Source organism: Affinirhizobium straminoryzae (assembly GCF_007004135.1).
Taxonomy (GTDB): Bacteria; Pseudomonadota; Alphaproteobacteria; order Rhizobiales; family Rhizobiaceae; genus Neorhizobium; species Neorhizobium straminoryzae.
This window is the reverse complement of sequence record NZ_VJMG01000038.1, coordinates 1-22,497: the sequence shown is the minus strand read 5'-3', so window position 1 is coordinate 22,497 and position 22,497 is coordinate 1. Positions and strand designations below refer to the sequence as shown.

Below are 22,497 nucleotides of genomic sequence, written 5' to 3'. Positions count from 1 at the left end.
GCAACCCCATGCTCCCGCTTGCCCGAACAACCGGATACCCCCATGCTGCACGACAATACGCTGGCCCGTCTCTCCGATTTCGAGGAGACGCATGCCGAATTCACCGCGATCCGCCGCCACCTGCACCAGCATCCCGAACTGTCGCACGAAGAGGCGGAGACGGCGCGCTTCGTGGCGGAGAAGCTGGAAGGCTGGGGCTTTGACGTGACGCGCGGCGTCGGCGGCCATGGCGTCGTCGGCCGGCTGACGGTCGGCACGGGGAAAAAATCCATCGGCATCCGCGCCGACATGGATGCGCTGCCGATCACCGAGGAAACGGGGCTGGCGCATGCGAGCACGGTGCCAGGCGTCATGCATGCCTGCGGCCATGACGGCCACACCACCATGCTGCTGGCCGCCGCAGACTATCTCGCCCGCACGCGACGCTTTTCCGGCACGTTGACCGTGATCTTCCAGCCGGCGGAAGAGGCGAGCGGGAAAAGCGGCGCACAGCGGATGATCGCCGACGGCCTGTTCCAGCGCTTTCCCTGCGATGCCGTGTTCGGCCTGCACAACCATCCGGGCCTGGAAGAGGGTCGCGTGATGGTGCGCCCCGGCCCGATCATGGCGGCCTCGGACACGGCGCGAATCACGATCACCGGCAAGGGCGGCCATGCCTCGCGCCCGCATCTCGCCGTCGATCCGGTCTATGTCGCCTGCATGCTGGTAGTGGCGCTGCAATCGGTCGTCTCGCGCAGCATCGATCCGACCGAGACGGCCGTGGTGACGGTCGGCGCCATCCATGCCGGCGAGGCGGCGAACGTCATTCCGGAAACCGCGACGATGGCGCTCAGCATCCGCTCCTTCAATGCCGGCGTGCGCGACCGGCTGCAGGCGCGCATCACCGCACTTGCCACCTCCGTCGCCGAAGGCCATGGGGCAAGCGTCGAGATCGATTACGGGCGCGGCACGCCGGTGGTCGTCAATTCCGAAGCCGAAACCGCCTTCCTCAAGAGCGTGGTGGAAGATCTGCTGGGGCCGGACAAGGTCAGCCTCTGCCCGATGATCCCCGGCAGCGAGGACTTTGCCTATATGCTGGAGGAAAGGCCGGGCTCCTTCCTCCGGCTCGGCAACGGGGTGGCGTCCGCCTTCCTGCACAATCCGCGCTATGATTTCAACGATGCGGCGATCCCCGTCGGTGCCGCCATCTGGGCGCGGCTGGCGGAACGCTTCCTGACGGAGTGACGCCTCCGCTCCCGGATCGAAAGCCTGCCCGGCGCGCGGGCAAAGGTCTCCTCGCCGGCCTCTCCCCACAAGGCGAGGCCCGACCCCGCATCCCCCAATCCCCGTCTCCTGCGGAACCTTGCTCCGCCCTCCCGAGTTGCCCGTGGAGCAATCATCGCAGGGAGATGCGCCATGGCCGATCGAGACACCGTGCATTATGATGGGCCGGCGGGGGGCTGGGGGTCGCTGCGCGGCATCACCCGCATCTTCGGCAAGGAATTACCGGCACCGGGCGTGCTCGACACGCTGGCGCACCAGAACAAGCCGGGCGGCTTCATGTGCACGTCCTGCGCCTGGACGAAGCCTGCCCACCACAACCCTCTGGAATTTTGCGAAAACGGCGCCAAGGCGACGCTCTGGGAGCTGACGACGCGGCGCTGCACGCCGGATTTCTTCGCCGGCCATACGCTCTGCGAACTGAAGGGCTGGAGCGACCACGATCTGGAGCAGCAGGGGCGCCTCACCCATCCGCTGCGCTATGACCGCGAGACGGACCGCTATCTGCCCTGTTCGTGGGAAGAGGCCTTCGCGGCCATCGGCGACAATCTGAAGCGACTCGATCCGCAATCGGCGGTGTTCTACACCTCCGGCCGCGCCAGCCTGGAGACCGCCTATCTCTACCAGCTGTTTGCTCGGCTCTACGGCACCAACAACCTGCCGGACAGTTCCAACATGTGCCACGAGACCACCTCGATCAGCCTCAAGAAAGTGATCGGCGCCTCGGTCGGCACCTCCGTCTTCGAGGATTTTTCCGCCTGCGATGCGATCTTCTTCTTCGGCCAGAACACGGGTTCGAACAGCCCGCGCTTCCTGCACCCGCTGCAGGAGGCGGTGAAGCGTGGCTGCCGCATCGTCGCCTTCAATCCGGTCGTGGAAAAGGGGCTGGTCGCGATGATCAACCCGCAGAGCCCGACCGAGATGCTGACCGGCCACGAGACGCCGATTTCCAGCCATTACCTTCAGGTGAAGGCCGGCGGCGACATCGCCGCGATCATGGGCCTGTGCAAGCATGTGCTGGACCGGGAGGACGAGGCCAGGGCACGCGGCGAAAGCGTGCTGGACCATGATTTCATCGCGCGCCACACCCATGATTTCGAGGCCTTCACGGACAAGATCCGCGCCACCTCCTGGGAGGAGATCGAGGACAATTCCGGCCTGACGCGCGACGCCCTGCGGGAGGCGGGTGAGGTCTATGTCGAGGCCGAGCGGGTGATCGGCATCTACGGCATGGGACTGACACAGCAGGTGCACGGCTTCGACAATGTCGCCATGCTGGTCAACCTGCTGCTGATGAAGGGCAATATCGGCCGTGACGGCACCGGCATCTCGCCCGTGCGCGGCCATTCCAACGTGCAGGGCCAGCGCACCGTCGGCATTTCGGAAAAGCCGGAACTGGTGCCGATGGACAAGCTTGCCCGCCTGTTCGGCTTCTCCCCGCCGATGGAAAAGGGCCTGAACACGGTGGAAACCTGCGAGGGCGTGCTGGCCGGCACGGTGAAGGCCTTCATCGGCCTCGGCGGCAATTTTCTGCGCGCCATTCCCGAGCAGGAGGCGGTGGCGGAGGCCTGGCAGCGGCTGGAGCTGACGGTGCAGATCGCCACCAAGCTCAACCGCAGCCATCTGGTGCCGGGCCGCGCAGCCTATCTCCTGCCCTGCCTTGGCCGTTCGGAGGAAGACCGGCAGGCCGGCGGGCCGCAGACGGTGACGATGGAGGACACGTTCAGTTGCATCCATGGCTCGGTCGGTCGCCGCAAGCCGGCGAGCGAACACCTGCTCTCCGAACCCGCCATCGTTGCCGGCATCGCCAAGGCGGTGCTTGCCCCCAATCCGAAGCTGCGCTGGGACGATTGGGTCGGCGATTACGGAAAGGTGCGTGACCTGATCGAGGCGACCTATCCGCAGGAGTTCCGCGGTTTCAACGAGCGCCTGTTCACGCCGGGCGGCTTTTATCGCGGCAACAGCGCCCGCGAGCGGATCTGGAAGACCGCAAGCGGCAAGGCCGAGTTCACGGTACCAAAGGAACTCTCCGCCACCGGCTTCGAGGACCGGCCGGGCCGCTACCGGCTGATCACGCTGCGCAGCAACGACCAGTTCAACACCACCATCTATGGCTACAGCGACCGGCTGCGCGGCATCGAGGGCACGCGCGACGTGCTGTTGATCAACCCCGACGACATGGCCCGCGCCGGGCTTGCGGAAGGCCAGGTGGTGGCGCTCGCCTCGGATGCCGATGACGGGCGGGAGCGACGGGTCGGCGGCCTGAAGGTTCTGCCCTTCGATCTGCCGGATGGCTGTCTCGGCGGCTATTATCCCGAACTCAACCCGCTGATCCCGCTCTCGCATCACGACGTGCAGTCGAAGACGCCGGCGGCCAAGGCGGTTCCGGTGCGGATCCTGACCGGCGCTGCGGCCAGCGGCTAGGACCATGGCCAAATCGCCTCCGGCAGTATAGGCCTTGCATCAGGGCGAGCGGCCGCGACAGAGCGCCCGCGATGCGATGCAGGAGGGGACCGCGCCATGGACATGCTCGTCAAGCTTTACGACCTGAAGCCCGATCCGGCGATCGACCGGCGCATGGCAGACCAGGGCGTGACAATCCGCCGGGCGCTGCCGCCGGAGCTTGCGGCCATCGGCGAGTGGATCGCGCCGCGCTTCGGCAAGGGCTGGGTCAGCGAGATGACGGTGGCGCTGACGCGCAGCCCCGTTTCATGCCTGATCGCCGTGCAGCAGGGAAAGCTGATGGGCTTTGCCTGCTACGATGCCACCATGCGCGGCTTCTTCGGCCCGACGGGCGTCGATGAAGCGGCGCGCGGCAAGGGCATCGGGCAGGCGCTGCTGCTGAAAACGCTGCTCTGCATGGCCGAAGCCGGTTATGCCTATGCGGTGATCGGCGGTGCGGGTCCGCAGAGCTTCTACCAGCGCAGCGTCGGCGCCACCCCGATCGAGGGGTCCGAGCCCGGCATCTATCGCGGCATGCTGAAATCCTCGAAGCCCGATGGCGTTTCGAGCTGAGGCTTCAACGCTTTCTTGGCAAAGGCCGGGATAGAACGAGGGGAACCGCAGCAGGGCCGCCGGCGTTTCCGGTCCCGGCTGGCGAAAGCGTCACGCCCCTTGCGATCCGAGCCTTCATGACAGAGCCCCTGCCGGCCCCCGCGCCGGAGCCAATTCCCCCCATCGACCCCGCAACCCCCGCGCGGGTTCTGCAACTCGTCACGCATGACAAGCTCGGCGGCGTGCGCGTGCTCGTCTCCATGGTCAGCGAGGGGCTGCGCGAACGCGGCTATCTGGTGGAAGAGCGCGCCGTTGAGGTGCCGGGCAGGCTTGCAACGCTTGCCAACATGGCGGCCCTTGCCCGCGATATCCTTGCCGGGCGCTACCACGTCATCTTCACCTATCAGGCAGCCGCCTCGATCTTCGGCAATGCCTTCGGCTTTCTGCGCAAGGTGCCGGTCCGGGCGGCGCATCACACCGCCTCGCCGGAGGGCATCCGCCCGCACTGGCGGCGTCTCGACCGGGCCTTCGGCACGCTCGGCCTCTACACGCACATGATCGTCAATTCGCAGGCCACCCGCGATGCCTTTGCCGCCTGGCCGGCACGCTACCGCGCCCGCTTCGTCGACATTCCGCACGGCGTCGATCCGCTGCCGCCGGCCGCACACCGCATCGACTGGCGCCGGCGCCTTGCCATTCCCGCCGGCGAGCCGCTGCTGGTCGCCACCGGCCGGCTGGTGGATCAGAAGGACCATGCCACGGCGGTTCGGGCGCTGGCGCGGCTGCCGGAGGTGCATCTGGCGATTGCCGGCGACGGGCCGGAGGAACAGGCGCTGAAGACGCTGGCCACCACGCTTGGCGTGCAGCATCGCCTGCATCTGGTCGGGCCGCTGAAACGCGCCGATCTCGGCGATTTCTTCGCGGCTGCCACGCTCTATCTCTTCCCCTCGGTCTGGGAAACCTTTGGGCTGGCGGGCGTGGAGGCGGCCATGGCCGGGCTGCCGCTGGTGGCCGCCGATCTGCCGGTGCTGCGCGAGGTTCTGTCCAAAAGCGATGCGCCGGCAAACGCCGCGATGACCCGCTTTCATGCCGTGGGCGACGAGGCGGGGCTTGCCGCAGCGGTTGTCGCGCTGCTCGAGCGCCGCCCCTCTGCCGAGATCCGCGACCGCTACGCCGCCGATCACCGCCGCCACCACAGCCGGCAACGCATGCTGACGCTCTATGCCGGCTTCCTAGAGGCCGCGCTTCGCCAGACGGCCCAGCAGCGGTGAGGCGAGCTTCTGCGCCATGGCGCTCAGGTTGAAGATGTTCCAGCGGATGGCGAGGACAAGGCTCGCAGCGCCGATGGCGAGCACCGAAAGCGCGGTGCCGGCAATCGGCCCGAACAGCGCCTCCGTCTCGAAACCGCCCGCGAGGATCACCCCGCCGAGCCCGACCAGCAGAGCGGCGCGCGGCCAGTCCACCGGCATGCGCAGCGCCTTCGGCGCGCCGACCACGTAGACCACGAGGGCCGCCGCCTGGCCGATGGCAAAGGCAAGCGCCGCCCCATGCGCGCCCATCGGCTCGATCAGCAGCAGCGCGGCGCAGGCGGCTGCGGCAATCATCACCACCGAGGCTGCGAGTTCGATCAGCGAGGACGCGCCGAGATAGATCACCTGCCCGAAGTAATGGGCGCGCAGCACCAGAAGCGCATTGCCGATCAAAAGCGCCGGCAGCACGTCGAGCGCCATGTCGAGATAGGCAGGCGCCAGCACCACGCTGAACACCAGCCGCCCGAGCAGGAGGAAGGCGACCGTGCCGAACACCACGACGAAGGCCTGCGAGACGAAATCGCGCCGCAGCACGGCGTTCGCCGCCTCCCGCTCGCCACGCATCATGTGGATGCGGGCATGGGCGACATAGCCGGCGCTGATCGCTTCGGCGAGAACGAGAAAGGTCTGCTTCATCAGGTCCATCACCGCGCCATAGGGCGCCACGGTGGCGGCATCGGCGTGATGTTCGAGCAGGATGCGGTCGATGTTCATCGCCGCCGCCGAGGCGCCGAAGGCAATCGCCAGCGGCCAGCCATAGCGCAGCATGGCCGCGATTTCCGCTCCGACCGGCTGGCGCAGGCCCTCGCGCCAGAGCGTGCGGGCAAAATGCAGATAGACCGGCACGGTGCCGAGCGCATAGCCGAGCCCCACCGCCACCAGAAGCGCTGCCGGCTCATGGAACAGCAGCAGGCTCGCGCTGCCGAGCCCCAGCGACAGCAGGCTGCGCAGAATGGTCGCCACCGCCACCAGCCCCGGCTTCAGATGCGAGCGGCTGATTTCGGTGCCGGCGAAATGCAGGGTAAAGCAGGCCGAAAGCACGGCACTTCCCCAGGCGATGTGGCTGTCGATCACCGAAAGTGCGGCCAGCACCCAGATCGCCAGAAGCGCAGGCGCCAGAGCGATTGCGGAAATGGAGAGCAGCGACAGGGCGAAGCGATCCGCCGCCTCCTGCCGGAAGGTGCCGAAATGCGCATAGACGGCCCATTGCACGGTGAGACTATAGACGATGAAGCAGATGGAAAAGCCGATCAGATACTGGCCATAGAGGTCCGGGCTGGACAGCCGCGTGAACAGCGCGACGGACACGACGTTGATGACGGCCGCCAGCGCCCGGCAGGCCAGGTAGATCGATACGTCGCGTTCGCCGGAGTGCGCGCTCACCTTGTCCGCCATTCGTCTAAAATTAGTGTTTTCCGTCTAGGTCTTGCATCTGAGACACGCCGCAGGGCGCGTGTGAACAGGGTCTATCAGAAAGCGCTTAACATCCTCTCCGAGGTGAAGGGTAACGAATTTGTCCGGTATGGCTAACGCGGCTGCGGGCCGCCTTGCCTTCCTGGTGAGGGGGCTGGATGGCGGGGGGGCGCAGAAGGATGCGATCCTGATGGCCAATGCGCTTTCGGCTCTCGGCATCGCGACTGCGATCGTCACGCTTGAGGCCCGCGGGCCGCTGCGTACGCTTCTTCGCGCCGATGTGCCCCTGATCGATCTCGGCGCCGGCGAAAAGCTGCGGCTGGCGGCTGCCGGCCCCGCGCTTCGCCGCCTGCTCTCGCAGACGCCGCCCCGCGCGCTGGTTGCCTCCGAGGCCGGGGCCAATGCGCTCGTCTCGCTGGTCGCCTCCACCCTTCCCCGGCACAAGCGCCCCTTCATCCTGCTGCGTGAGGTGGCAACGCCCTCGGTGGCGGTGACCGGCGACCCCTACTGGCAGAACCGGCTGGGCTATCGGCTGGCCCCCTTCACCTATCCGCGTGCCGATCTCGTCACCACCTTCACCGAAGGCGCCCGGCAGGATCTGATCACCCGCTTTCGCGTGCCCGCCGCCCGCGTCGTCAATCTCGGCACCAACACGGTTGTCACGCCGGAAATGCGCCGGCAGATCGAGGCCACGCCGCGCCGGGTGCGGCCGGGCGCCATCGTCTCCGTCGGCCGGCTGTCGCCGGAAAAGGGTTTTGCGACGCTCATCGCCGCCTTTGCCCGCCTGCGCACCACGCATGCCGAGGCAACGTTGACCATTCTCGGCGAGGGGGCCGAACGGCCGGCGCTGGAGGCCGGGATCGCCCGTCTCGGGATCGGCGATCGGGCGCGGCTTGCCGGCCACGATCCGAACCCGGTGGCGCGGCTCCGCGAGGCGGCCCTCTTCGTCTGCGCCTCCAGCCATGAAGGGTTCGGCAATGCCATCATCGAGGCGCTGGCCTGCGGCGTGCCGGTGGTGGCAACCGACGCACCCTATGGTCCGCGCGACATTCTGGACGGCGGCCGGTTCGGCCCGCTGGTGCCGGTCGGCGACGCCGAAGCGCTGGCCACCGCCATGGCCGCGACGCTGAGATCCCCGCCGGACAGCGCGGTTCTGATGCGCCGCGCCGCCGATTTTTCCGTGGAGGCGGCGGCAGAGCGTTTTTGCGCCGTGCTGGTCGAGGCGGGGCTTGACGTCAATGGCGCCTCCATTTCGACGAGAGAGACCCCTTCAGGCACGCCGGAGACGGTCGTCCGTCCGAGGTGACGGCTCCGCCCGGCAAAGGATCGAGCATGAGGATCAACAGAGATGAAACCGGGCGCGGCCTGCGCGACACATCGATCAGGGAAATCCTGCACGGGTTTTCCCGCAAGGTCGGCCGGCATATTCCCTTCCGTCCCCACTGGCTGACCCTGCCGGAAGCGGTGGTTGCCTTTACCTTCGATGATTTTCCGGTCTCCGCCTATGAGAATGCCGCGCCCCTTCTGGAACAGGCCGGCATGCGCGGCACCTTCTATCTGGCAAGCGGTCTGATGGGCGGGGCGGAAAACGGCGAGCCGATCGTCCGCGAAGCCATGGTTGCCGATCTGGCAGCGCGTGGCCATGAAATCGGCGGACACACCCATGGCCACATCAACGTGCAGCGCACGGCGCGCGCCGACCTTCTGAACGATGTCGCCGAAAACGAGCGGCAGATCCGCCGCATCGTCGGCGAGCCCGCCCACCCTTTTTCCTTCGCCTATCCCTTCGGCATGATCTCCACCCGCTCGAAACTGGCGCTGATGGGCCGCTATCCCGGCCTGCGCGGCATCAAGATCGGTCTCAATCGCGGCCTCATCGACCTTGCCCACCTGAAGGCACAGGAGCTTTACGACACCGCCCAGGACCGCCGGTCGCTCGGCGCCCTCCTGGACAGGGCGAAGGAAGAGCGCGGCTGGCTGATCTTCTATACCCATGACGTGCGCGAAAACCCGACCTCCATCGGCTGCTCCCCCGCCCTTTTCCGCGCCTGCGTCGAGGAAGTCGCCCGGCGCGGCATGCGGGTGGAAACGGTTGCAGAAACGCTGGCGCGGATCGGCACGCATTCGCTGCCCTGCAGATTTTTTTGAGAAAAATTGGGCGCTTCAAAGCGGTGGAATGCCGCTCTCATTGTCCTTTCGAAATTCATCGACCGAATAACCGGCAGCGTTTGCAGGATTTCACGCCGCAGGTCACGATCGAAAACAAATGTTTGACTTATGGGCTGAGGGAGCCTATGTAGGTTTTATCGATATTTTCTTGCCGAGATTTGTTTACTGCGCGATTGGCACCGCGTGTTGATCGACCCTCTCTTTAAAGCATCGTTATCACCTCCGCTGCGCGCTTCCGTGCGGCGGCCCCTCACTGTTGCTAAGAAAGGGTCCATCATGACCACTGGCACCGTAAAATGGTTCAATTCCACCAAGGGCTTCGGCTTCATTCAGCCGGACAACGGCGGCGCTGACGCCTTCGTCCACATCTCTGCCGTCGAACGCGCCGGCATGCGCGAAATCGTCGAAGGCCAGAAGATCGCCTATGACCTCGAGCAGGACCGCAAGTCCGGCAAGATGTCGGCCTGCAACCTTCAGGCTGCCTGAGCCCGGTTTCTCTGCTTTCCCTTGACCACGGATGTACTGGCACTGCCGAGAGCGGAGAACATGTCCCGGTTCAGAGGAGCCGTCCTGACCGGAACCGGCTCCCACACCACGAGAGGTCAGGCGATTGCCTGGCCTTTTTTTCTGCAAAGCGCAGCCCACCGGAAGATCATCATGAACGAAAAGCACAGCAAGGCGCGGCAGACCGCGGAGAAGGCATTCAGCAAGACCCGCGTCGAAACCGCCAGCCGTGAACGCGCCTTCCAGGAGGTTGACACGATCGACCGCGCCCGCCAGATGAAGACGTCGCGCCTCAGGGCAGCACGTCTTGCCAGGGAAGCGGTGGAAACCGCGCGCGTCGAGCGCGAAGGCTCCGGCACGGGTGCGCCGAGCCCGAAAACCCTGTAAACACGCAACCGCAGGACCCAAGACACCATGAACACGCATGTTCCGACCGTCATTCCCGACATCGAGCTGACGCCGACGCAGCTGCGGGCGCTGAAGCTTGCCAAGGATGGCGACCTCCATCCGCAGGACGGCAACCGCTGGACGCATCGCGATGCGACTGTCACCTATGCCCGCACGGATCGCTTCAAGGAGCGGCCGATCAAGATCAAGTTCACCACCACCGCTGTCGTCACCCTGCTGCGCGAAGCCGGGCTGATCCGCGAATTGGACGGCGACGTCACCGAGGCCGGCCGCCCGCACGGCATCACCATGGCCGGCAAGATGTGGCTGCTGAAGCACAAATGAGCCGGACGACTGCGGCGACAGAGCGGGAAACGCCCTCTCCCGCCGATGCCTTTCCCGATACCGGGGCAGTGGTTGCAGCTGCGCCCGTGTCAGCTGCTCCTGGCTCCGCGCCGGTTGTGTCCGCACCCCCGGCAGCTCACCTCGCCGCCCGGTTGCCCGATCACTGGGCCGCCCGGATGGCCAGTCATTGGGCGCCCGAATGGGCCGAACCGCAGCCGTCCGGTGAACCGGACGACGAGGCGGAGCTTCGGCCCGACTGGGACTGCCAGAGCTGCGGCGCCTGCTGTTCCTATTCCGCCGAATGGCCGCGCTTCACACTGGAAACCGACGAGGCGCTGGCGCTGATCCCGCCGCAATTCGTGGCCGCCGACGAACGCGGCATGCGCTGCGAGGACAATCGCTGCTCCGCCCTTGCCGGAAAGGTCGGCGAACACACCGCCTGCCAGGCCTATGCCGTGCGGCCTGAGGTCTGCCGCGACTGCCTGCCCGGCGACCACGCCTGCCGCACCGCGCGCGCCGCACACGGGATAAGGTAGGCGAAGGTGCCTTCGGGCCGTTCTTGCAGGATTCCGTGCCGCACCCGTGCCTGCAAGGGTTATCAATCGCCCCCGTCGGGAGACTCGAGCGTATCCAGCCGCCGGCGCAGGCTCGCATTCTCGGCTTCAAGCCGTTGCAATCGGTCGCGAAGCGGAGCAACCGCCTGCTCAACCTGCTGTTCGGTATAGCGCGGGGTGATGTGCTGCGGGCAGTTCCAGTCGAACGCCTCCAGCCGAAGCCTGAAGATCCGTTCCGCTCTTCCCCTGTAGGTCGCGTCCGAAACCAGATCCGTGAGGTGCGGGTCGGCGTCGAGCGTCAGCCGCTCCACATGCGCATAGATCTTCAGCCTCGCCCGTCGCACATAATCCATCAGGAACAGGCAGGTCCGGTCATTGGCCGCAAAATTGCCGGCGCTGATATACTGCCGGTTGCCGCGATAGTCCGCGAAGGCCAGCGTCCGGGGATCGACGACCTTGAGGAAGCCGGGCTTTCCGCCGCGATGCTGAACATATGGCCAGCCCGTTTCGGAGACTGACGCCATGTAGAAGCTGTCGCGTGCGGCAATGAAGGCGATCTCGGCCTCCGTGAAACTGTCGGAGGGGCGGTCGTGCGCGCCCATCCATATCTCCTCCACCCCCATATCCGCCTGAGCGGCACGGACACTTGGCGTCACGGCAACCTCGAGGAAATGATAGGGCATGTCCGATCTCCCTGCACCGGCAGGCCCGCATCATCGACTGTCGATGCGGGGCCGGTCCATCATTGGCAAGCCGAACCGCAGCCCGCCACGTTGTATCCTTCGGCCCGTCGCGCGGCCCTCAATCCTGCAGTGCCCAGTCTGCCACGTCCCAGCGCATTCCGCCACGTTCGGCCACGATACGGCCGAGCCCGGGGAAAGGCATGTGCGTGCAGCGATCAGCGCGCCCTCCGACGCTGCACGCGGAAAGAAGCGATCGCGCATAGCTTTCGCAGCAACCCGATCCTGCTCGAACAGGAAAAACACATCGGTCGCGGCCGGATGCACGACCGGAAAGACCATGTCCGACACCATGATCAGGCTCTTGCCGCCATCTTCGATCCGCACCCCGATATGGCCGGGTGTATGGCCGGTGAGATCGACGATCGAGACGCCCCGCACGATCTCGCGCTCCCCCTCGATTGCCTGCAGTCTCGGATAGAGCCGGACAATCTCCTCGGCCATCCTGAAGCTGGTCTGCAGATAGTCCGGTGCGCCACTGCGCTTGGCGGGGTCGGTCCAGTGGCTGACATCGCGACGATCGATGTAGAGTTCGGCCTTGGGATAGTTGTTCTTTCCCCCCAGAACGAGGCCGCCCATGTGGTCCTGGTGCATGTGCGTCACGATGATCGCATCGATATGATCCGGCGTCAGGCCGAGCGTCGCCAGCGCCTTGGGCAATCGGCCTGTCTGGCCAATGGAACCGGCCGCACCGGCATCGATGAGGATGCGGCGTTCTCCATCCTCGACCAGATACTGATTGAAGAGAAACCGCACGCCGCTCTGGCGGGCGGTAGACTGCGCAACGGCCGCCTTCTCCACATCTGCGGGGCTGCGCCCTGGAAAATAGTCATAGGGCATGTCGGCATAGCCGTCGGTCAGGGCCGTTATCGTGAATCGGCCGATGCGAATCTGCGCGAGCGGCGTCACGCTGACAGGCGTCTTTGCAGCCGCCTGCGTCGAGGCAAGGGCAGAGACCGGTTCTGCCGTGAGTCCCCCCAAAAGGCCGCCGCCGAGGAGGCCGAGCGGAAGCGCTGTTGCAAAGGCGCGGCGGGAAAGCTGAGGCATGACGTATTCCTCCTGATGATCGGCGAGGCGGGGAGCAGGGCTGCGCCCCGTGACGGAAGAAAGCGTATGACATCTACAACCGGCAGGATATGATACTCATTCGGGAAGCTTGTTCCCGTTTTCCGGAAGGATGCCATGGACCGGTTCGACGCGATGTCCGTGCTGCTGGCCGTGGTTGATGCCGGCAGCCTCTCAGCCGGGGCGCGGCGGCTGAATGCGCCGCTCGCCACGGTCAGCCGCAAGGTCTCCGACCTCGAAAAACATCTCGGCGCGCGGCTGGTGCTGCGCACGCGCCGGGGCCTGACCCTGACGGAGGAAGGGCGCGCCTTCGTCGTCGCGTCGCGTCGTATCCTGGACGAGCTGGACGCAGCCGAACGACAGGCGGGCGGCGATTACGGCGCGCTGCGTGGCGGCCTGCACGTGACCGCCCCGATTGTGTTCGGCGAGCGCTTTCTCATGCCCATCGTGCCCGAATTCCTCAAGGACCAGCCGGACATCAGCCTTCGCCTCAGCCTCATCGACCGTCAGCTCAGCCTGACGGACGAGCATATCGATGTTGCGGTGCGGATCGGGCACCTGACCGACAGCGCGCTTGTGGCGACCCGCGTCGGCGCGGTGCGTCGCGTCATCTGCGCAAGCCCGGACTATCTCGCCCGCCATGGCGTGCCGCACAAGCCGGACGACCTTGCCCGTCACGACGGCATCAGTTTCCAGGGATTTGCGACGGCGCCCGAATGGCGCTACCGGCGGGATGGTGCAGCCTTTGCCGTCGAGCCACGCCCCAAGCTTTCGGTCAATACGACAGAGGCCGCCATTCAGGCTGGCCTGGCGGGCATCGGCATTATCCGCGTGCTGTCCTATCAGGTCGCCGAGCATCTGGGCTCCGGCGCTCTCATGGAACTTTTGCCGCAATTCGCGCCGGAGCCGCTGCCGGTCAATGTTGTGCATGGGCCAGCCGATCCGCTGCCCGCCAAGGTGCGCTGCTTTCTGGACTGGGTTGCGCCCCGCCTGCGCGCGCAGATGGCATCGTGACGTCCCACCAGCGCGTGTCGGAAGCCGCTGCCGGCAAAACGCCGCATGCCCTTTGCACTTTATAAACCATAAGCTGTTTCACTGATGGCGACGGAGCCTGCCGGGCGGGTGGGCCGAGGCGGATCCGGGTTCCGCCACCGCCCACCTTTCCCTTGCCTCACCGGAGCAGCCTGCCGTGCCGACATCCCTTCCGCCGCTGCCAGACAGAGCCGAGGCGGAGCCTGCCAATCCCGGCGCAAAGCTTCTGTTTGCCCTCGTCGGCCTGTTCTACTGGATCACGCTGACGCCCTTTCCCGATCTCAGCATCGATCCGGTTCTCGTCAAACCCGCCGGCTGGTCGCAGATGCTGGCGGCGATCCTGTTCCTCGTCCTGATTGCCCATGCGCTGCAGCCGCAGATCCGCGGCATGGTGATGCGGCCGCGCGCCTTTCTCTGCCTTCTCTTCGGCTGGTTCGTCTTCACAGCCGCCGTCTCGCCGGACATGGCCAGCGCGCTGAAGCGCATCATGATTGCGATGACCGTCACCGTCAGCGCCAGCATCTTCCTGCTGTTGCCGCGCGACGAGCGGCAGTTTGCCAGGCTTGCCGGCGCAGGCGTGATACTGATCCTCGGTCTTTGCTATCTCGGCGTGCTCGCCTTCCCCACCCGCGCCATCCACCAGACGAACGATTTTCTGGAGCCGCAGCATGCCGGCCACTGGCGCGGGCTCTACATGCAGAAGAACGAGGCGGGCGTGGCAATGGTGCTGATCAGCTTCGTCGGGCTTTATGTGGCGAGCAGCTGGTCGAAGCGCATCGGCTACGCCATCGTGGCGGCCGCGGTCTTCTTCCTGCTGCACACCGGCGCGAAAACCTCGATGGGCATGCTACCGGCCATGCTGGTACTGGCGGCGCTGGTGGAACGCTTTCCCGTGACCCGCCTGCCGATCGTCTTCGGCGGCGTTGCGCTTCTCAACCTTCTCACCATCGGTGTGGTGGCGATCCGGCCGATCCGCGATTTCGTGCAGTCGCTCGGCATCGACGCGACCTATACCGCGCGCGCCGACATCTGGCTTCTCGGGCTCGACGCCATCGCGCAGCGCCCGATCACCGGCTATGGCTTCGACGGCTTCTGGCAGACGCCGGAACTGAAGAACAGCACGCTCTCCATCGCCACCTGGGCGGTGAAGGCGGTGGATGCGCACAATGCCTATCTGGATGCCGCCATCAATGCCGGCCTGCCGGGTCTCCTGCTGATGCTGGTATGGGTTCTCTATCTTCCGCTGCGACATGTCGCAAAAGCGCAGGAAAGGAACAATTTTAACGCTCTGGCGCGGCTGTTCTTAAGGGTCTGGTTATATTCGATCTTCCTGGCCGGTCTGGAAAGCGTCTTCATGACGCGATCGGGTCCGGTGTGGTTTTCCCTGTGCGTGGCCATGTTCGGCCTGGGCTATCAGGCCCGCTGCCGCGCTGCGGGGGTCAGGAGTATCGAACATGACGATGATCAAGCTCTCGCCCAAGGCTCTGCCGGTTTCCGATCCGCGCAAGGACAAGGATGACAAGACCGCAACGCTGTTCGGCATCCGGTTCAGCACCGCGGATACCGATGGCCTGGTCGATACGCTGGCTGAAGAGGCCGTGCCGCGCGGGGCGGGCCTTCGCCTGCTCGTGACCGCCAATGTTGATCACATCGTCAACCTGCGGCGGAACGAACGATTCCGCGAGGCCTATCGCTTCGCCTGGAGGGCCGTGATCGACGGCACGCCCGTCTTTCTCTATGCCCGGCTGCGCGGCCTTGCCCTGCCCGGCAAGGTCACCGGTTCGGATCTCTTTCCGCGGCTGATCGCCCGGCTGGAGCCCGGCGTGCACCGCATCCTGCTCGTCTCGCCGACAGAGGATACCAGCCGCCGCCTTTACGAGCGGCTGCAGCAGATGGGCTTTACCGATCATATCGTGATGACCGCACCGCCGGCCTTCGAGGACGACAAGCGTTTCGCCCGCTGGCTGATTGCCGCCGCCCGTCGCCAGCAGACCACCCACCTGATTCTCGGGCTCGGCGCGCCGAAATCGGAGATCTGGATGCACGAGCACGCCCGCCAGTTGCCGGATTGCTACGGCATGGCGCTGGGGGCGGCACTCGAATTCTACGCCGGCACCAAGCAGCGGGCGCCCGTCTTCATGCGCCGCGCCGGCATCGAGTTCCTCTGGCGGGTGATTTGCGAGCCGCGCCGGCTTGCACGCCGCTATTTCGTCTCGTCCTGGTCCTTCTTCCGTGCCATCGCGGAAGACCTGCGTGGCAAGACTTTGCCGCGCCCCTGAGGCGACGGCCTGTCTGCGACCGGAAGATCATTCCCGCTACGGTGTGTCCTCGCGGACCGTCCGGTCGCGAGGAGTTGATCGCAACGCTGCGCCATGCCTTAATCCGGCCGAACGGATCGGGCGTACAGCATCCCGTCACAAACCGGCGATGGGCTCCGGAAAGACCGGTGCCCACGAGGCAGGATGGCCCGGGCCCCGGCAGCTTTTGCGGGAGCGCCGCCGGCCAGAGGGGGGAAACCATGAGCGAAGAACGGCGGGAGGCGCAGTATCCGGCACGGTTGAAGGCCCTGCACTGGCTGGTGGCCGGGCTTGTGCTGGCGGTGTGGCCGCTTGGCTATTTCATCCGCTTCACCCGCGATGAGGTGAAGCTCGATTTCTACCTGCTGCATGAAAGTCTTGGCTTTCTCGTTCTGTGGCTGATGCTGCTCAGGGTCGGGGCACGGCTGACGGCACCTGCCTTGCCGGATGCGGCACCGGGGCTGGAAGGCGTTGTCGCACGTGCCGTGCATGGCCTGCTCTACCTGCTTCTGGTGGTCATGCCGGTCAGCGGCTTCCTCGCCACCAATGCGCATGGCTTTCCGCTCTCCTGGTTCGGCCTGATCCCCGTCTGGAGCCCAATCGGAAAGGCACCGGAGATCGCGCCGATCTTTTCTGCCATCCACGCCTGGAGCGCATGGATCCTGTTGGCGAGTTTCGCGTTACATCTTCTGGGCGTGCTCTATCATCACCTCATCCGCCGCGATTCAACCCTGTTTCGCATCCTTTGAGCGAACCGACGGCTGGATCGCGACAACAGACCGCAAGACGACCACCGGAAAGACGGATAATGCGCACCATCAGGATGACCGAGACGATCTGGGCGAGCCTCCTTGCCATGCGCAGCAGGCCCCAGGGGTCAAAAGGGACACAGGCGCTGAAGGTCGACACTCCGGCGCTTGAACTTTACGGGCCGATCGCCGCCGCCGATGGTCCCTTCGTGCTGGGTCAGGTGGGCCAGTCGCTGGACGGACGGGTCGCGACACCTGCCGGCGATGCGCGCGATATTTCCGGCCCCGACGGTCTTGCCCATCTGCATCGCTGCCGGGCGCTGGTCGAGGCCGTCATTGTCGGCGTCGGCACCGTGAAGGCCGACAATCCGCGCCTGTCGGTGCGCGAGGTCAATGGCCCGGACCCGGTGCGGGTGGTGATCGATTGCCACGGCGAACTGACGGGCGAGGAAGGCCTGTTTCACGATGGCGGCGCGCCGGTGATCCTCGTCCAGTCGCGCGAGGCCTGGGCAAGGCCCCGCGGCGCGCAGGTGATCCGCCTGCCGCTGACCTCCGCCGGGCTGTGTCCGCATGCCATTCTGGAGGCGCTGTCCGAGCGCGGGCTGTCGCGCATTCTGGTCGAAGGCGGGGCGCGCACGCTCTCCCGCTTCATCGATCAGGGTCTGGTCGACCGCCTGCATGTGGCGATTGCCCCGCTGATCATCGGCTCCGGCCCGACCGGGATTTCGCTGCCGCCGATCGAGCAGCTTGCCGATGCGCAGCGCCCCGCCGCCAGGGTGTTCAACCTCGGCAGCGACATCCTGTTCGATTGCGCGCTGAAATCCCCGGCAAACGCGGGCCTCGCGGCCGGATCAGCCCGGCGGCAGGGCCAGAAGATCGAGATGCCCCACCGCGCAGCCGCCGCGCTCGCCCCGGACATAGGCTAGCCGGAAGGCCAGCCATTCGCCGATCACCTCGGCCGGCAGCGTTCCCACCTCCAGCACGGGATCGACCATGCCGCGCAGGAAGGCGATGTGCAGGTCGGCTTCCGCAGTGCCGATCCGCCACGGCGTTTCCGCCGTTTCCACCCGGTAGCCATGCGCGAGAAGGGCGGCCGACAGATGCGGCACGGCCTCCGGTCCGAGTGCGGGTCCAAGCCCCTTGTCCGTCAGCTGGTGCCGGTTGAAATCGGCAAGCACGCGCTGGTCGAGCGGGTGCGGCCGCGCCCAGGTGACCTTGCCGTCGTAATTCAACGCCGCATAGAGGGCGATGCGCCGCTCCGCCAGCCGCGCCACGAAGCGATCGATGAAGTCAGCAGAGGCGAGGTCGAAGAAGGCCGAGGCCGTGACCAGAGACACGCCATCATCCGGCAGCGCCTCCACGATGCCAAGATCGCGGGTAAAGAAATCGATGTTTTCCGTGCCGATCTGCCTTGCCGCCTCTTCCAGCAGCGCCGGATCGTGGTCGAGCAGCCGCCAGAGGCTTCTGGCCGGCAGATGCGGGTTCAAGGCCCGATAGGTGGAGCCCGTGCCGCAGCCCACATCCAGCACGGCGACCGGCCCTTCGGCGGCCGCCCGCGCAGCAAAGAAGGCCGCCGCCTTGTCCAGGAGAACCGGGCTTCGGGCCGCCTGATCGGCCGGTTCGCGCAGGGTCAGCCATTTGGCATCGAAGCCGCTCATGAAACGCCTTTCGCAAGATCGGCCAGAAGGCCGGAGAGGGAACGGGACACGATTGCGGCGGTATCCTGCCAGCCGGGCAAATTTAAGCCCGCCGCGCGCGAAGCCTCGGCAAATTTGCGGCGTTCCTGCGGCGAAGACAGAAGCCGGCGCAAAGCCGCGGCAAAGGCTGCCGGATCATCCGGGGCAACCAGCAGCCCCGCCCCGTCCGGCACCACATCCGGCACCGCGCCCGCATGGCAGGCAACGACCGGCAGCCCCTGCGACAGGGCTTCCGCAAACACCATGCCATAGCCTTCATAGCGGCTGGCAAGCGCGAAGAGATCGCCGGACGCCATCAGCGCGCGCGCATCCGGCCGGTCGCCGAGAAAGGTGACCCGATCGGAGAGGCCGAGCTCGTCGCAGAGCGCCGCCAGCGCCTGGGCGGTGTCCGGGTCGAGGTCGCGGCTGCCGGCAATCGAGGCCCGCCAGTCGAGGTCTGCGATGGCGGAAAGCGCGCGAAGCAGCGTGTCATGCCCCTTGCGCTTCGTCAGCGTGCCGACCGAAACGATATGCGGCGGCACGTTGCCGCCTGCCGCCAGCGGTCCGGGTTCGGTTCCCGGCAGGGCTACCGTGATCCGCGCCTCCGGAACATCATAATGGGCGACGAGTTCGCGCGCCGTCATCGGCGAGGTGACGATGACATGGCGCGCATGGGAGAGCGCACGGATTTCCGATTGCCGCAGCACAGCCTGCGCCGCCTCGGAAAGTCCGGTTTCCAGCGCCAGCGGGTGATGCACGAGCGCAACGATGGCAAGACGCCCCGCCTCGCGCGCCGCCCAATCCGGCAGCACGCCGAAAGCAAGGCCGTCGATCACCACCAGCCGTCCGTCCGGCAGGGCAGAGAGGCGCTCCTCGGCGCCTTGCCGCTGTGCTGCATCGGGGGCCGGAAAACCCTCGCCGAGCGACAGCGGCTCTACCGCCCAGCCGAGCGCGGAAAGCCCGGTGATCAGCTGGCGATCATAGGCATAGCCGCCGGTGTTGAGATCGAGTCGGCCCGGAAAAGCGAAGGTCAGCGGCGTCCTCACAGATCAGCCTCGTACCAGCCGCGTGCCGCATGGCTTTCGTGAAGCAGCACGCGCAGGCGGCAGATGCGGGCGCTGCCCGGCCCCAGCCTGCCCTCCGAAACGGCCTCTTTCAGCGCGTCAAAAATGTGCTTGGCCAGCACTTCGGTCGTGGTAATCCTGCCCTTGAACACCGCAAGCTCGTCAAGGTTCTGGTAGTTCAGCGGCTTCAGCACGGCAGAAAGAACCTGGGTGGCAAGACCGATATCGACCGCCAGCCCGTCCTCGTCCACATCCCGGGTGAAGAAGGCGGCATCCACCACGAAGGTCGCGCCGTGCATGCCCTGCGCCGGGCCGAAGACGGGCCGCGGCAGGCTGTGGGCAATCATGATGTGGTCCCGGACCTCGACAGCAAACATGCTTTTTCTCTTTCTCTATACATCGGACTGGTAGGTGATGCGGTGGCACAGCGTGGCGGTTGATTCTACGATACGGGCATAATCTTCCGGTAGATCAGCAAAGCGGCTCTCGCCGGAAATCAGCGCATCGAGACGCGGATCGGCAAGCAGTTGCAACGCCTTGCCGAGGCGGCGGCGGAAGCTCCAGCGGGCGCGACGGTGTGCAGGGATGCTGCCCACCTGCGAGGAGACGATGGCAAGACGGCGGGAATGGAAGGCGCCGCCGAGCGGCAGGCTGACAGTGCGCGCCCCATACCAGCTGGCCTCCACCAGCCGCGCCTCGGGACCGGCAAGATCGATCGCCTGCGACAGTGCTGCCCCGGAGCCGGAGGCATTCACCACCACGTCGAACTCGCCCTCCACATGGTCGGCAAGCGCAAAATCGAGGCCGAGACCGGCGGCAAGGCTTGCCCGCCCGAGATCGCGGTCGATGAGGAGAACCTCGGTGCCGGCGATTGAGGCGGCAAGCCGCGCCGTCAGCGCGCCGACCACGCCCGCGCCGAAGACCGCGACCCGGTCGCCCGGCTGGATCAGCGCATCCCAGACGATATTGAGCGCGGTTTCCATGTTGGCCGCCAGAACGGCACGTTCTGGCGCGAGATCCGGGGGCAGCGGCACAACGGCCTCTGCCGGCACGACAAACAGATCCTGATGCGGATGCAGCACAAAGACCGGTTGGCCGAGCAGCGCCTGCGGCCCCGCCTGGACCTGGCCCACCATGGCATAGCCGTATTTCACCGGGAACGGAAAGGCGCCCCCCATGTTCGGTCCGCTCATGCGTTCGTGCTCGCTTTCCGGCACGAGGCCGTGAAACACGGTTGCCTCGGTGCCGCGGCTGATGCCGCTGAACAGGGCACGCACCAGCACCCGCTCGCCGGCACAGGTCGTTTCGCCGGAAGGCACTGCCGAGGCGTCAAATGTCAACGGCTCCTGACGCAGAACCGCCTGCCCCGGCGCATCGAACCAGAGGGCCTGCGCGGTCAGCGCCGGAGTGACGGGGGCAGAGGTGGAAGAGAGGGACGAGGCGGTGGCAGGCGGTCGTTCCGGTGGATGGTCCATGCGGCTCCCTGGCGTCGGTTCGGGTGTGGCGGTTCAAGCCGCCTCTATCTAGGGCAGTCGCGCCGAAAGACGCCGGGGCAGCCCATCAAAATTAATTTATATTCGCTCTGCGATCCGTTGTCTTTGGCGGGGCGTAGCGCCACCTAACAAGACCAAGGAGGCCAGCATGACAGCCAAGAGCCCATTTTCGCTTGAATTTTCCGATCCCGCCATCGAGGTGGAGCGTGCCGTTTCCGAGCTGCGCTACGGTCGACCCGTGCTGTTCGGCAACGATACGCGCCAGCTTGCGGTGCTGGCCCTCGATGCCGTTTCGCCCCGGGTCTTTGACCAGTTCGCGGAAACCGTCGGCGATAGCCATGAATTGCTGATCACCCGCCAGCGCGCCACGCGCCTCTCGCTCAAGACCAATGGCGACGTGGCCGTGCCGCTTGCCGGCATGAGCTTCGACGAGGCCTCCCGCCTGTCCTATGCGCTGGAGGCAAAGATGCCGGCGCGCGTGCGCCCGGCCGAGGCGCTGCTCTCCTCCACGGCGGAGCTTGCCCGCACGGCGCTGCTGCTGCCGGCCATGGTGGCCGCCGACGTGACCGATCTTCAGGATCGCTTCAGCGCCTGCTGCCGCCTGCACGCCGACCGGCTGACGCGGCTTTCGCCGGCGCGCGAAAACTTCCAGAAGGTGGTCGAGACCCGCGTGCCGCTGAAGGATTACGGCAATGCGCAGTTTGTCGTCTTCCGCGGCGGGCTGGCGCAGAAGGACCAGGTGGCCATCATCGTCGGCAAGCCCGACATGACGAAGCCGGTGCCGATCCGCATCCATTCCTCCTGCATCACCGGCGATCTCTGCGGCTCGCTGAAATGCGATTGCGGCGACCAGCTGCGCAACGGGCTGGAGCTTCTGGAACAGGCCGGCGGCGGCGTTCTGCTCTATCTCGATCAGGAAGGCCGCGGCACCGGCATCGGCGCCAAGATGCGCGCCTATGGCTACCAGCATCGCGGCCTCGACACCATCGATGCCGATGCGGAACTGGGCTTTGCGGAGGATCACCGCCGCTACGAGATGGCGGTTGCCATGCTGCGGCTGCTCGGCATCGCGGAAGTCGTGGTCTACACCAACAACCCGACCAAGATCGCGGCGCTGAAGGCCGGCGGCATCGGCGTGCATGCCCGCACCCCGGTTCTCGGCCGTGTGACGGCGGAAAACGAGAACTACCTGCGCACCAAGACGCTGCGGGCCGGCCATATGCTGGACATCGAGACGCTGGTGGCGGCGGAGTGAGGACGCCGGGTGGGGGAAAACGCTCATCCGCTCGCAACACCCCTTCACGCAGCAAAAGTCCCCTCCCCACAAGGGGGAGGGGCTAACCTAGCGGCAACGCCCCTGCACCCATTGAACGAACACGGCCTCTTCTGCGGTCTGATCCTGATACCGGGCGAGGCGGCGCCACACGGGGTCTCCCCCCTTGTGG

General features: G+C 66.2%; 22 protein-coding genes and 1 pseudogene. 16 read left to right on the top strand and 7 right to left on the bottom strand.

Translation table 11 applies throughout. The features are described 5' to 3' along the window. The first annotated feature begins 42 nt into the window (after positions 1-42). The 4 genes from FNA46_RS14330 (at position 43) to FNA46_RS14315 (ending at position 5,525) form a co-directional block, all read left to right on the top strand. Positions 43-1,224, top strand: coding sequence for a M20 aminoacylase family protein (locus FNA46_RS14330; protein WP_143125895.1), 1,182 nt, complete (start codon positions 43-45; stop codon positions 1,222-1,224). Between the two features lie 171 nt (positions 1,225-1,395). Continuing rightward, positions 1,396-3,684, top strand: a complete 2,289-nt coding sequence (locus FNA46_RS14325) for an FdhF/YdeP family oxidoreductase (protein ID WP_143125894.1) — start codon at positions 1,396-1,398, stop codon at positions 3,682-3,684. Positions 3,685-3,780: 96 nt separating this feature from the next. Further along, entirely contained in the window at positions 3,781-4,275 is a 495-nt protein-coding gene (locus FNA46_RS14320; protein WP_143125893.1) for a GNAT family N-acetyltransferase, read from the top strand. Positions 4,276-4,391: 116 nt separating this feature from the next. Next, positions 4,392-5,525 (top strand): glycosyltransferase family 4 protein, encoded by a 1,134-nt coding sequence (locus FNA46_RS14315; protein WP_143125892.1) that lies wholly within the window; start codon positions 4,392-4,394, stop codon positions 5,523-5,525. Here the strand turns inward: FNA46_RS14315 and FNA46_RS14310 are convergent. After that, on the bottom strand, positions 5,487-6,947 hold the full coding sequence (locus tag FNA46_RS14310; protein WP_143125891.1) for a lipopolysaccharide biosynthesis protein: 1,461 nt from the start codon (positions 6,945-6,947) through the stop codon (positions 5,487-5,489). The genes FNA46_RS14315 and FNA46_RS14310 overlap by 39 nt on opposite strands. Before the next feature lie 139 nt (positions 6,948-7,086). Here FNA46_RS14310 and FNA46_RS14305 point away from each other — a divergent pair, with 139 nt between their 5' ends. From FNA46_RS14305 to FNA46_RS14280, 6 genes are all read left to right on the top strand, one after another. After that, positions 7,087-8,283: a glycosyltransferase gene (locus FNA46_RS14305; protein WP_143125890.1), complete on the top strand. Its 1,197-nt coding sequence runs from the start codon at positions 7,087-7,089 to the stop codon at positions 8,281-8,283. Between the two features lie 26 nt (positions 8,284-8,309). Continuing rightward, positions 8,310-9,125 carry a polysaccharide deacetylase family protein gene (locus tag FNA46_RS14300; RefSeq protein WP_143125889.1) on the top strand — a complete coding sequence of 272 codons (816 nt, stop codon included), beginning with the start codon at positions 8,310-8,312 and terminating at the stop codon, positions 9,123-9,125. A gap of 297 nt (positions 9,126-9,422) precedes the next feature. Beyond that, positions 9,423-9,632, top strand: a complete 210-nt coding sequence (locus tag FNA46_RS14295) for a cold-shock protein (RefSeq protein ID WP_143125888.1) — start codon at positions 9,423-9,425, stop codon at positions 9,630-9,632. 171 nt (positions 9,633-9,803) lie between these two features. Further along, positions 9,804-10,037, top strand: coding sequence for a hypothetical protein (locus tag FNA46_RS14290; protein WP_143125887.1), 234 nt, complete (start codon positions 9,804-9,806; stop codon positions 10,035-10,037). A gap of 27 nt (positions 10,038-10,064) precedes the next feature. Then, on the top strand, positions 10,065-10,382 hold the full coding sequence (locus FNA46_RS14285) for a hypothetical protein (RefSeq protein WP_143125886.1): 318 nt from the start codon (positions 10,065-10,067) through the stop codon (positions 10,380-10,382). A gap of 176 nt (positions 10,383-10,558) precedes the next feature. Next, positions 10,559-10,918, top strand: a complete 360-nt coding sequence (locus FNA46_RS14280; RefSeq protein WP_143125885.1) for a YkgJ family cysteine cluster protein — start codon at positions 10,559-10,561, stop codon at positions 10,916-10,918. 62 nt (positions 10,919-10,980) lie between these two features. Here FNA46_RS14280 and FNA46_RS14275 read toward each other — a convergent pair whose 3' ends face one another. Further along, on the bottom strand, positions 10,981-11,619 hold the full coding sequence (locus FNA46_RS14275) for a pyridoxamine 5'-phosphate oxidase family protein (RefSeq protein ID WP_143125884.1): 639 nt from the start codon (positions 11,617-11,619) through the stop codon (positions 10,981-10,983). A gap of 118 nt (positions 11,620-11,737) precedes the next feature. Continuing rightward, positions 11,738-12,723, bottom strand: a pseudogene (locus tag FNA46_RS14270) (MBL fold metallo-hydrolase). 135 nt (positions 12,724-12,858) lie between these two features. On the opposite strand from FNA46_RS14270, the gene FNA46_RS14265 reads away from it, so the two are divergent. The 5 genes from FNA46_RS14265 (at position 12,859) to FNA46_RS14245 (ending at position 17,745) form a co-directional block, all read left to right on the top strand. Then, a complete protein-coding gene (locus FNA46_RS14265; RefSeq protein WP_143125883.1) occupies positions 12,859-13,755 on the top strand; it encodes a LysR family transcriptional regulator in 897 nt (298 codons plus the stop codon). A gap of 175 nt (positions 13,756-13,930) precedes the next feature. Continuing rightward, entirely contained in the window at positions 13,931-15,292 is a 1,362-nt protein-coding gene (locus tag FNA46_RS14260) for an O-antigen ligase family protein (RefSeq protein ID WP_143125882.1), read from the top strand. Further along, positions 15,228-16,052 (top strand): WecB/TagA/CpsF family glycosyltransferase, encoded by an 825-nt coding sequence (locus FNA46_RS14255; protein ID WP_143125881.1) that lies wholly within the window; start codon positions 15,228-15,230, stop codon positions 16,050-16,052. Before FNA46_RS14260 ends, FNA46_RS14255 begins: the two co-directional genes overlap by 65 nt. A 239-nt stretch (positions 16,053-16,291) precedes the next feature. After that, complete coding sequence (locus FNA46_RS14250; RefSeq protein ID WP_143125880.1) at positions 16,292-16,819, top strand: cytochrome b; 528 nt, start codon at positions 16,292-16,294, stop codon at positions 16,817-16,819. Between the two features lie 59 nt (positions 16,820-16,878). After that, the gene (locus FNA46_RS14245) at positions 16,879-17,745 is read left to right on the top strand and encodes a RibD family protein (RefSeq protein WP_143125879.1); all 867 of its coding nucleotides are present in this window, start codon (positions 16,879-16,881) and stop codon (positions 17,743-17,745) included. Here the strand turns inward: FNA46_RS14245 and FNA46_RS14240 are convergent. The 4 genes from FNA46_RS14240 to FNA46_RS14225 are packed head-to-tail and all read right to left on the bottom strand — an operon-like array spanning position 17,671 to position 21,034. Beyond that, complete coding sequence (locus FNA46_RS14240; RefSeq protein ID WP_143125878.1) at positions 17,671-18,477, bottom strand: class I SAM-dependent methyltransferase; 807 nt, start codon at positions 18,475-18,477, stop codon at positions 17,671-17,673. The genes FNA46_RS14245 and FNA46_RS14240 overlap by 75 nt on opposite strands. Continuing rightward, the gene (locus tag FNA46_RS14235) at positions 18,474-19,541 is read right to left on the bottom strand and encodes a glycosyltransferase family 4 protein (protein WP_143125877.1); all 1,068 of its coding nucleotides are present in this window, start codon (positions 19,539-19,541) and stop codon (positions 18,474-18,476) included. Before FNA46_RS14235 ends, FNA46_RS14240 begins: the two co-directional genes overlap by 4 nt. Next, the gene (locus FNA46_RS14230) at positions 19,538-19,936 is read right to left on the bottom strand and encodes a 6-pyruvoyl trahydropterin synthase family protein (RefSeq protein WP_143125876.1); all 399 of its coding nucleotides are present in this window, start codon (positions 19,934-19,936) and stop codon (positions 19,538-19,540) included. The genes FNA46_RS14235 and FNA46_RS14230 overlap by 4 nt, the downstream gene beginning before the upstream one ends. Before the next feature lie 15 nt (positions 19,937-19,951). Next, positions 19,952-21,034, bottom strand: coding sequence for a zinc-dependent alcohol dehydrogenase (locus tag FNA46_RS14225; protein ID WP_246103086.1), 1,083 nt, complete (start codon positions 21,032-21,034; stop codon positions 19,952-19,954). A gap of 166 nt (positions 21,035-21,200) precedes the next feature. On the opposite strand from FNA46_RS14225, the gene ribA reads away from it, so the two are divergent. Then, on the top strand, positions 21,201-22,307 hold the full coding sequence (gene ribA / locus FNA46_RS14220; protein WP_143125875.1) for a GTP cyclohydrolase II RibA: 1,107 nt from the start codon (positions 21,201-21,203) through the stop codon (positions 22,305-22,307). Positions 22,308-22,497 lie beyond the last annotated feature (190 nt).

Excerpts from the sequence above, each read along its gene's own strand:
- FNA46_RS14330 (WP_143125895.1), top strand. The coding sequence starts at position 43 with ATGCTGCACGACAATACGCTGGCCCGTCTCTCCGATTTCGAGGAGACG.
- FNA46_RS14325 (WP_143125894.1), top strand. The coding sequence starts at position 1,396 with ATGGCCGATCGAGACACCGTGCATTATGATGGGCCGGCGGGGGGCTGG.
- FNA46_RS14320 (WP_143125893.1), top strand. The coding sequence starts at position 3,781 with ATGGACATGCTCGTCAAGCTTTACGACCTGAAGCCCGATCCGGCGATC.
- FNA46_RS14315 (WP_143125892.1), top strand. The coding sequence starts at position 4,392 with ATGACAGAGCCCCTGCCGGCCCCCGCGCCGGAGCCAATTCCCCCCATC.
- FNA46_RS14305 (WP_143125890.1), top strand. The coding sequence starts at position 7,087 with ATGGCTAACGCGGCTGCGGGCCGCCTTGCCTTCCTGGTGAGGGGGCTG.
- FNA46_RS14300 (WP_143125889.1), top strand. The coding sequence starts at position 8,310 with ATGAGGATCAACAGAGATGAAACCGGGCGCGGCCTGCGCGACACATCG.
- FNA46_RS14295 (WP_143125888.1), top strand. The coding sequence starts at position 9,423 with ATGACCACTGGCACCGTAAAATGGTTCAATTCCACCAAGGGCTTCGGC.
- FNA46_RS14290 (WP_143125887.1), top strand. The coding sequence starts at position 9,804 with ATGAACGAAAAGCACAGCAAGGCGCGGCAGACCGCGGAGAAGGCATTC.
- FNA46_RS14285 (WP_143125886.1), top strand. The coding sequence starts at position 10,065 with ATGAACACGCATGTTCCGACCGTCATTCCCGACATCGAGCTGACGCCG.
- FNA46_RS14280 (WP_143125885.1), top strand. The coding sequence starts at position 10,559 with ATGGCCAGTCATTGGGCGCCCGAATGGGCCGAACCGCAGCCGTCCGGT.
- FNA46_RS14275 (WP_143125884.1), bottom strand. The coding sequence starts at position 11,619 with ATGCCCTATCATTTCCTCGAGGTTGCCGTGACGCCAAGTGTCCGTGCC.
- FNA46_RS14265 (WP_143125883.1), top strand. The coding sequence starts at position 12,859 with ATGGACCGGTTCGACGCGATGTCCGTGCTGCTGGCCGTGGTTGATGCC.
- FNA46_RS14255 (WP_143125881.1), top strand. The coding sequence starts at position 15,228 with ATGACGATGATCAAGCTCTCGCCCAAGGCTCTGCCGGTTTCCGATCCG.
- FNA46_RS14250 (WP_143125880.1), top strand. The coding sequence starts at position 16,292 with ATGAGCGAAGAACGGCGGGAGGCGCAGTATCCGGCACGGTTGAAGGCC.
- FNA46_RS14245 (WP_143125879.1), top strand. The coding sequence starts at position 16,879 with ATGCGCACCATCAGGATGACCGAGACGATCTGGGCGAGCCTCCTTGCC.
- FNA46_RS14240 (WP_143125878.1), bottom strand. The coding sequence starts at position 18,477 with ATGAGCGGCTTCGATGCCAAATGGCTGACCCTGCGCGAACCGGCCGAT.
- FNA46_RS14230 (WP_143125876.1), bottom strand. The coding sequence starts at position 19,936 with ATGTTTGCTGTCGAGGTCCGGGACCACATCATGATTGCCCACAGCCTG.
- FNA46_RS14225 (WP_246103086.1), bottom strand. The coding sequence starts at position 21,034 with ATGGACCATCCACCGGAACGACCGCCTGCCACCGCCTCGTCCCTCTCT.
- ribA (WP_143125875.1), top strand. The coding sequence starts at position 21,201 with ATGACAGCCAAGAGCCCATTTTCGCTTGAATTTTCCGATCCCGCCATC.